This window comes from Microcoleus sp. T3_B1, assembly GCF_036700445.1.
Classification (GTDB): Bacteria; Cyanobacteriota; Cyanobacteriia; order Cyanobacteriales; family Microcoleaceae; genus Microcoleus.
Map to the genome: position 1 here is coordinate 1 of NZ_JAUBOX010000165.1, position 4,995 is coordinate 4,995.

Sequence of the window (4,995 nt, forward strand, 5' to 3'; positions counted from 1 at the left end):
GCGGTTATCCAGAAAAAAGGATATCCGGATTAATTTCCGGAGAATCCCCGCTGCTTTAGCACGGGGAGTGTCAAAACATCAACTATTACCAACCCAATTCCCTGGCGCAAATACGTCTCGCACTTAGAAACAAAAGCACCGCGATGAGTAGAACGATCTTTGTTGGCAGGACTTACTAATTCAATTGCACCGGCTAATACCGGGCCGGCTTCAGTGTTAAAAATACTGACTTGCACCGTTTCCGCCGCAGTTAGAAAAGGCACGCTTTGGGCTGGGGGTGACATCCAATTGTTTGGGAAATCTATTGGCAAACGAATTACCGTCTCTGGACAATCAAACTCCGGTAGAGGTTCCTCAAAAGCTGCTACATCAATTTCAATCCCAAACTGCACGTTGGGTTCGGCAAAGTAATTTGCGGGTAATTTGGCATTCAAATCCGATGCAATGTAAGTCGCCCAGGCGTTGTGAAAGGCGTGCCAGTGACGGCGAACCGACAGCGGCGGGCGGAAATGGTCTTGTAGCACCATATTTTTTTAATTTAGGGCTGATTAAAATTATCGCTAGAATGTGCGATCGGCTGAACTCGGTTTTTATGGAATTAGTTTCTAAATTCGGGATTGTTCGAGTTGCGATCGCCCGTATAAGTAAATGTAACTCAATTTAATTGGGTGGGGAGTGTCAATCGATTTTAGATTTTAGATTTTAGATTTTAGATTTTCTATTTTAGATTTGAAGAATTGAAGAATTGAAGAATTGAAGAAAGCGACCCCACGGATGAATCCGGGGGCTTGTGATAATGAGGAGCGAGCTTTTTTCTCCCTCCACGGATGAATCCGGGGGCCCCGGACTAAATTACTTTCGGTCAACAATAACTGTCGCTGCGGCTTTATAATATTTAACCGTTGGCAATCACTCAGCAGCAGGCAGATCGATGAATTTGGTAGACGACAAGACTATAGTTAGACAGTATTTTAACTCGACGGGATTCGATCGGTGGCAGCGAATTTACGGCGACGGCAAAGTCAATAAAGTTCAGCTAGACATCCGCACCGGGCACCAGAAAACGGTGGATACAGTCATCGAATGGCTGCAAGCTGACGGCAATTTACCCGGGCTTTGTGTCTGCGATGCCGGCTGCGGTGTGGGCTCTCTGAGCATTCCTCTGGCTGAGGCTGGGGCGATTGTTTGCGCTAGCGATATCTCTGAAAAGATGGTAGCAGAAGCCTACGCTCGATCGACAGCAGTTCCCGGCAAGCTCTACAACATCTCCTTCGCCGCCCAAGATTTGGAAGCTTTAACCGGCAAATTTCACACTGTTATTTGTTTGGACGTGCTGATCCACTATCCTCAAGATAAGGCTGCGGAAATGATTGCTCACCTAAGTTCGATCGCCCAATCGCGACTAATTATCAGTTTTGCCCCCAAAACTTTAGCACTCACCGCCCTCAAAAAATTTGGCGAACTTTTCCCCGGCCCGAGCAAAACTACCCGCGCTTACCAGCACCGCGAAGCTGATATTATCAAAATCCTAGAAAACAACGGTTTTGTGATTAACAGAACAGCGATGACTAGCACTAGCTTTTACTATTCTCGCTTGCTGGAAGCTGTGCGAAAATAGGTTAAAAATATCTGCCAATTCTGAGGTCAGTTTAGATCGTTTATTGGCGTAGTGGGGAGGGTTTATACAATTTGTTGGTGGGGTGGGGGCGGGTTTATATAATTTGTTGATGGGTGTCAAAAATTTTGGCGAACCCGCCCCTACATGGTAAAATCGCGGACAAATTTGTAGATACTGTCTTGACCTGTCAAGGGGTAGCAGTCAAATAAGTAGGTAAACAAAATTAATTGCCGACTGAGTTGACTTGAAACCCTTGATACCTCTAAAGAGTAACAAAGTCGGATGTGTAATTAATTTTGTGTAGGTACTTAATTAGGGTCGAAAGGCTTTTGGGACTTTAAAATCCCAAAAGCCAAATGCACCAATTTCCGCATCAAAGCACCAATAACCTGCATTTTGACCTTTCCACGACCCAATAATCGCTCGCTCATCGCTTTCAACAAAGGGGTGGATGCTGGATGATTTTTTTAGACATAGCTTAACATTCTTTCCTGATTGGGTAACTATTGAGTTGTATTATTAGAGGTAAGCAACCTTGGAGACTCAATCAGACGTGACACTTTCAATTGGAGAGGCGGCTAAGGAATTAGGTATCTCGACAAAAACACTAAGACGCTGGACTGATGCAGGAAAAATTAGGTTTGAACGCTCCCCCACTGGACAGAGACGATTCTAAGTAACCACACAAAATTAATTACATAAAAACTCCTTGCTAGGCAAGGGTTTCAGTAGAAATATTGTGTAATTAATTCGGAACTACTACTTATCTTGCGGATATCAAGCGAATCGTTCCCAGAGACTTGAACCAGGCAGATGAGCGAATTACTATCAACTATGCCAGAGTTTCCAGTCATGACAAAAAAGATGATTTAAAGCGTCAAGCTGCTGTTTGGGAATCGTTTAGTGCTGCTAACGGCTGGCAATTTGAAACAATTCAAGACTTAGGTTCTGGATTTAATTACAAGAAAAAAGGACTGACAAAGTTACTCAAACGAATTAGACATCTCCAAAAATAGTAACAGTTCGTGGTAATATCACATCATAAAGCTTTTTTGACACAGAAACATGAGCGACATACTCAATCATATTGAAGAGCATCCTAAAGAAACACAGCGATTAATGGGTCTGGATTATGAGCAGTTACAACAATTAATCCTAAACGCGGAACGATTACATCATGAAAAACAAGCTTTACTAGAATCAAAGAAAGTTAGAATTATCGCTGGTGGAGGCGGTAGAAAACCCAAACTATCTCGCTCGCGAACAAATAATTTTAACATTGGTCTATCTGAGACATATGACAACATTTCAACTTCTGGGCATCCAGTTTGGAGTAAGTGAGTCTACAGCTAATGATACATTTAACTATTGGTTGCCTCAATTGCGAGAATTGCTACCATGTAGCTTACTTGAACAAGTAAAAAAAAACGCTGCTGACTATGAAATAGTCAAGGAAATACTCACAGAATATGAATTAATAGTAGATACCTACGAACAAGTCAGAGAGAGACCTGGAACTCAGGATGAACAAGAAAAATACTTTTCAGGCAAGAAGAGTAATCATACATTTAAAAGTCAAATAATTGTCATGCCAGATGGTAGAGATATCGTTGATGTTGTGGCAGGGAAACCTGGACCTAAAAGCGATATAACTTTATTCCGAGAAGAACGCTCACGGTTTGACCCTCAACTCATATTTAAGGGAGATAAAGCTTACGTTGGAGAAGCTTTAATTACAACTCCCGGGTAAACGCATCTAAATTAAGTTGACAGAAAATCATATTTGTGCGTGAGTCTTGTTCGGGAAAAATCCTTCTTAAAACTCTTAAATCCGATGGAATTAACCCAGTAAAAATCGAGCTTTAAGAACTTCTAAATTCTCGAAGCTGAATCAATTTAGATCGGGAATCTGTTTGAGTTTTCTAGCGTTAACTGGCAGAGTTTAAGATTTGGACTAAATAATTATTATCCATTCCCGCCAGATACCGCTTCATTTTTAAACTTCCTTTAAATCCTTTTTCTTGTTTCAGTAAATTGATGGCACTCGCGACGTAGAAGAGCAAAGTTTTCAGGAAAATTATCTTTACGAATCCGACTCTTGTCTTCACAAAAAGTAACATCCCATGTCCAATGTAAGCTATTTTCAATACCCCAATGACTGCGGATTGCTTGAGAAATCTTCTCGGCATTACTGGCTAAACTACTCAAATAAAAGCCAACTTCTGTGGTTGTTTTATTCCACAAACGTCTTTCACTTACGATCATCATAACCGTTTTCAATCCAGCCCATAATGATTGATTATGAAGAGATGGAAGCTCTGAGACTGCCACCGTCCAAATTTGTCTTTTTTCAACTCGATGATGCCCGGCTTCTATTTGTTGATAATAGCTATGCTCTCTGCCACCAAACTCTTCTTTTCTAGCTAATTCAAACCAGTTTTTTACGTCTTCATGAAGAAGTTTTTGATTCCCTTTTAGCGCTAAAAGATAATCTCCTTTCTTCTTAATTATCAGCGCTGCTATTTCTTTCTGACATCCCAAAGCATTGATGGTTATTATGCTTCCAGCAATTTCTAGCACCTCTAACAAAGCCGGAATTGCCGTCACTTCGTTAGATTTCTTATTGACTTTTTTTGCCCTAAAACTAATTGATGGGATGAAGACCATGCACTGACTATATGCAATGGTTTTTGGCTGTGATTCCGGTCATAAGATTGTTTCATTGTTTTGCCATCTATGGCTAGGACTTCTAGCTCCAACTTTTGGGTTATTGAATTTATCCAACTCAAAAAACACTCTTGAAACTGCTGCGGTTCAATTCGAGCAAAGAAGGAGACTAAATGTATCATGAGAAGGAATTCCATTCGGCAGTTCTAGAAAACCTTTCAGCCATTCATATTTGGTTGTTCCATAGAGTTCTATTGCTTCCCATCCATCTGCACCGCGTCTGGACAGCTAGAATCGCAATTGCTACAATATCTATTAATAAATGCTGTTTACTTCTTTCTATTCTTGGATCGGTCAAGGTTCCAAAATGGTTTAAAAAACAAGCGTTCAATAAGTGTGTCGGGTTCGATACACCTATTGTTTTTTGTTGGGCAGTTAAAGTCGAAGTAAACCCTTTCGCCATCGATCGCACCTAATTACGCACTTGATTTAGCCCAATACTTCATCTTATCATGTTTTAGGTTGAAATTAAGATGCGTTTACCCTGGGACTCTGACTCTGACTCTGATTCTTTTGAATTGTCAACTTTGGCTGTCTCTGATTTCTGTATCAGATCGCTCGATGGTGGTTTTTATGATGTTTTACTATTACTGGGCTGTCTCTCTTGGAGCTTTTCGAGCTTTTGTTGTAATTTTTCAATCAGCTTCTGT

4 protein-coding genes and 2 pseudogenes are annotated in these 4,995 nt (G+C 41.0%); 4 read left to right on the forward strand and 2 right to left on the reverse strand.

Translation table 11 applies throughout. From position 1 onward, the window contains the following. Positions 1-29: 29 nt before the first annotated feature. Complete coding sequence (locus QT990_RS35250; RefSeq protein ID WP_333144433.1) at positions 30-527, reverse strand: DUF4058 family protein; 498 nt, start codon at positions 525-527, stop codon at positions 30-32. A gap of 404 nt (positions 528-931) precedes the next feature. On the opposite strand from QT990_RS35250, the gene bchM reads away from it, so the two are divergent. From bchM to QT990_RS35275, 4 genes and pseudogenes are all read left to right on the forward strand, one after another. After that, on the forward strand, positions 932-1,618 hold the full coding sequence (bchM, locus tag QT990_RS35255) for a magnesium protoporphyrin IX methyltransferase (protein ID WP_333144434.1): 687 nt from the start codon (positions 932-934) through the stop codon (positions 1,616-1,618). Between the two features lie 535 nt (positions 1,619-2,153). Further along, positions 2,154-2,616: pseudogene (locus QT990_RS35965) on the forward strand (IS607 family transposase); the annotation flags it as partial. Positions 2,617-2,683: 67 nt separating this feature from the next. Further along, positions 2,684-2,959: a hypothetical protein gene (locus QT990_RS35270; RefSeq protein WP_333144436.1), complete on the forward strand. Its 276-nt coding sequence runs from the start codon at positions 2,684-2,686 to the stop codon at positions 2,957-2,959. After that, entirely contained in the window at positions 2,916-3,368 is a 453-nt protein-coding gene (locus QT990_RS35275; protein ID WP_333144437.1) for a transposase family protein, read from the forward strand. Before QT990_RS35270 ends, QT990_RS35275 begins: the two co-directional genes overlap by 44 nt. 178 nt (positions 3,369-3,546) lie before the next feature. On the opposite strand, the pseudogene QT990_RS35280 reads toward QT990_RS35275, so the two are convergent. Further along, positions 3,547-4,748: pseudogene (locus QT990_RS35280) on the reverse strand (ISAs1 family transposase). Positions 4,749-4,995 lie beyond the last annotated feature (247 nt).